Raw genomic sequence first — 2,954 nt, 5'->3', positions numbered from 1 at the left:
GTCACATGGAAGATCAGATCCTGGAAAACGGGAAAAGTTCCGTTCAGACCGCTATTTGTGTATAAGAGTCAGGGCCAGCCCAGGCTGACTGCCGGCCGCCATGCGGGCGACCCGGGAAGATTCCGGGTGGAATACCGACGAGCCGATACCGATCAGCATGGCCGACAGCAGCACGGCGCCGAAGCTCGTCGCCTGCGACAACGACAGCAAGCCGATCATCGTAAAGCCCATGCCGAACGGCAATGAATAGGGCATGGGTCGGCGGTCGGTGTAGAGGCCGATCAGCGGCTGCAACAGCGAGCCGGTGAACTGGTAGGTGAGGGTGATGAGGCCGATCTGGGCGAACGACAGGTTGAGGCCGAGCTTGAGCAGCGGATAGATGGCCAGCAGCACCGACTGCATCATGTCGTTCAACAGGTGCGAGAAGCTGATGGCGGCGATCACCGGATAGGTGGTGCGATTCAAGGCATCGTGCGCGGTAGCGGCGGCGAGTGGCTGATCGGTACTGAGGCTCTTTTCCATGAGGGCGGGTTCTGTGAGTCTGGGTATGGCTTAACATGCCTGATCCCGACGCGTCTGGACACCATAAAGTGGGGGTGATCGGGGTTGCCGGTTACGGCGGTGAGAGGGTGGGGCGACGGATTATAGATCGGCACTTGTGCTCGGCGGGCGGCGGATTAGTATAGAAACCTCGTCGTCGCATTATGCGGGTCGCCGCCCGCCATGGAGGGATCATGTTCGAAAGCCTGGGAGTCATCAACGTCTGGACCTGCCTGAGCGGGCTGTTTTCCAGGTCCAGAGGGGGGTGCCATGTTTGAGAGCCTGGGTGTCATCAATGTCTGGACCTGCTTGAGTGGGCTCTTTTCCAAGTCCAGGGGGGCGCGCCATGTTTGAGAGCCTGGGAGTCATCAACGTCTGGACCTATCTGGTCGGGCTCTTCTTCATCATCATAGCGCCGGGGCCCAACTCGATTTATGTGCTGCGCACCGGGGCGACCCGTGGCATAGGCCCCGGCTACAAGGCGGCCCTCGGGGTCTTCGTCGGCGACGCCATCCTGATCTTCTGCGCCTATCTGGGCATCGCCTCCCTCATTCGCACCACCCCCCTGCTGTTCACCCTGGTGCGCTACCTCGGCGCCCTCTATCTGCTCTACTTGGGGGTGAAGATACTCCACGCCAACTTCGTCGCCAGGCGGGAAGGGGAGGCATCCGTGGTCGAGTCCGGCGAGCGCTACTTCTCCAAGGCGCTCACCTTAAGCCTCACCAACCCCAAGGCGATCCTGTTCTACGTCTCCTTCTTCGTACAGTTCGTCGACTTCAACTATGCCCACACCTGGGTCTCCTACCTGGTGCTGGCGAGCATGCTGGAGGCCATGAGCTTCGTCTATCTCACCCTGTTGATCTTCGGCGGCACCCTGATGGCCCGCTTCTTTGCGCGCAAGGTACGCCTCGCCAAACTCGGCAATGGCCTTATCGGCCTCTTCTTTATGGGCTTCGCCGCCCGGCTGGCCACGTTGTCATCCTGATGGTCAGGGCATTGCCCAATCCCGGTCGCCCGTTTGCGAGCGGCTAGTCAGGCCAGCAATCCTTGCCGACCCGGATGAACCGGGATTGGTAGACGATCAGCTTCTGGTTGCCTGCTTGGCCGATCCTTGGGTTCTGGTAGGTTTCGCCGGGCAGCAGGTATTTGCTGTCGGCCTCGCTGTCCGCCTGCAGACATCCCCGTTTCACCATGAATTCGAAGTAGGTGTTGCCGGTATTGGTGATGCTGTTCCTTGCCGGGTCCAGCTGGTATTGAAAACGCACTTGGCGCGGGCGCACCACCAGGGTCGATTGCAGCGCGAGTTTCATCTCCAACGCACCACGGCGCCTGGCCTGGCCACTTTCATCAAGCTGGGCCGCCGGTGACTCGGTGAAGGTGATGCGATAGTAACGCTCCTGACCATCCGCCGGCCCCTTGTAGTAGAGCTTGACGTTCTGCATGCGCTTGGCGTGCAGTGTGAAGCGCTTGGGGGCGAACAGCAGCTCGCCGGGCACCGTCGGAACGCTTGTCCCCGTAGCCGTGGGATTGCTGATTTTTTCCATCTGCACTTCGTAGACCTTGGGCGAGCCGCTGTTGTTGGTGACGGTCCGGGCAATGAATTCTTCGTTCGGTGCCATGGCAATCGTCATGGCGCCGATGTCGATGGCCATGGCCTGTGAGCTCAGCGTGCCGGCCAGCAAGAGCCAGAGAATGCGATGCGTGTCGTTCTTCATGGTCAGCGCCAGGTCCCTTTGATGGTAATGGTACCGCTTTGCTGTACTTCCCCTTCCCACAAGTCGTTGCCAATGGTGCGTTGCACCATGGGATCGGTCAGATCGAATTCCAGCGCCAGCTTGTAGAATCGGGTAATGCCTTTGCCGCTGACGGGATCGCTCCACTCTTGTGGTGGTTGGTTGTCTTTTATGCCCAAGGCACGGATATCTACCGAGTGTCCGCCACATTCTATGGCATGCTGGGAAGCGGCACCATGAGTCCCTGAATCAAACACCAGCCTGGTCGGAATTGGCACGGCCTGCTCGGATGATACTTTCCCGGCCGGGTAAAAAGTGCAATGCCCTTGATAAGGAACGCCTTGGTCTTGCGAAATAGATATTTCGAGCAGATCGGCACTAATAGGGCCACTATCAGAAATATTGTAGGGGAAATTCAGAATATCTTTTCCAACGCTGCCTTCCCTGTAAGGTGTGGTTATACCATCGGATGACAGAATCGATACGCTGAAGTCCCGTGGCTTGATATGTATCTCAGTTGTGCCACTGAACTCATAGTATCCACTCTCAGGTGCATACCCATTTTTCATATTGAAGTTGATCAGGCTACGAGTAAGTTGTTCTTGGGAAGGTGCGAATAAGCGGGGAAATTCTTCTCGGCTGACTCAGTCATTTCATTTCTTCATGTTTGAGCCGATTTTT

Annotated in this window: 3 protein-coding genes and 1 pseudogene; 1 reads left to right on the top strand and 3 read right to left on the bottom strand. The window is 57.8% G+C overall.

The window, feature by feature from the left end; genetic code table 11:
• Positions 1–63: 63 nt before the first annotated feature.
• Positions 64–522 (bottom strand): annotated as a pseudogene (locus tag PG899_RS23875) (MFS transporter); the annotation flags it as partial.
• Positions 523–886: 364 nt separating this feature from the next.
• Between PG899_RS23875 and leuE the strand changes: the two are divergent.
• On the top strand, positions 887–1,525 hold the full coding sequence (gene leuE, locus PG899_RS23870; protein ID WP_077098157.1) for a leucine efflux protein LeuE: 639 nt from the start codon (positions 887–889) through the stop codon (positions 1,523–1,525).
• A gap of 43 nt (positions 1,526–1,568) precedes the next feature.
• On the opposite strand, the gene PG899_RS23865 is transcribed toward leuE, so the two are convergent.
• Together PG899_RS23865 and PG899_RS23860 are read right to left on the bottom strand one after the other, a co-directional pair.
• Positions 1,569–2,255, bottom strand: coding sequence for a fimbrial biogenesis chaperone (locus PG899_RS23865; RefSeq protein ID WP_179101535.1), 687 nt, complete (start codon positions 2,253–2,255; stop codon positions 1,569–1,571).
• 2 nt (positions 2,256–2,257) lie between these two features.
• Entirely contained in the window at positions 2,258–2,842 is a 585-nt protein-coding gene (locus tag PG899_RS23860; protein ID WP_270697807.1) for a hypothetical protein, read from the bottom strand.
• Between the last annotated feature and the right edge of the window lie 112 nt (positions 2,843–2,954).

It is taken from the genome of Aeromonas sp. QDB39, from assembly GCF_027707585.1.
In the GTDB taxonomy this organism is placed as follows: domain Bacteria; phylum Pseudomonadota; class Gammaproteobacteria; order Enterobacterales; family Aeromonadaceae; genus Aeromonas; species Aeromonas hydrophila.
The sequence above is the reverse complement of the archived record's forward strand: the minus strand, read 5'-3'. Positions and strand labels throughout refer to the sequence as shown.

Coding starts and splice junctions, on each gene's coding strand:
- leuE (WP_077098157.1), top strand. CDS start 887: ATGTTTGAGAGCCTGGGAGTCATCAACGTCTGGACCTATCTGGTCGGG.
- PG899_RS23865 (WP_179101535.1), bottom strand. CDS start 2,255: ATGAAGAACGACACGCATCGCATTCTCTGGCTCTTGCTGGCCGGCACG.
- PG899_RS23860 (WP_270697807.1), bottom strand. CDS start 2,842: ATGAAAAATGGGTATGCACCTGAGAGTGGATACTATGAGTTCAGTGGC.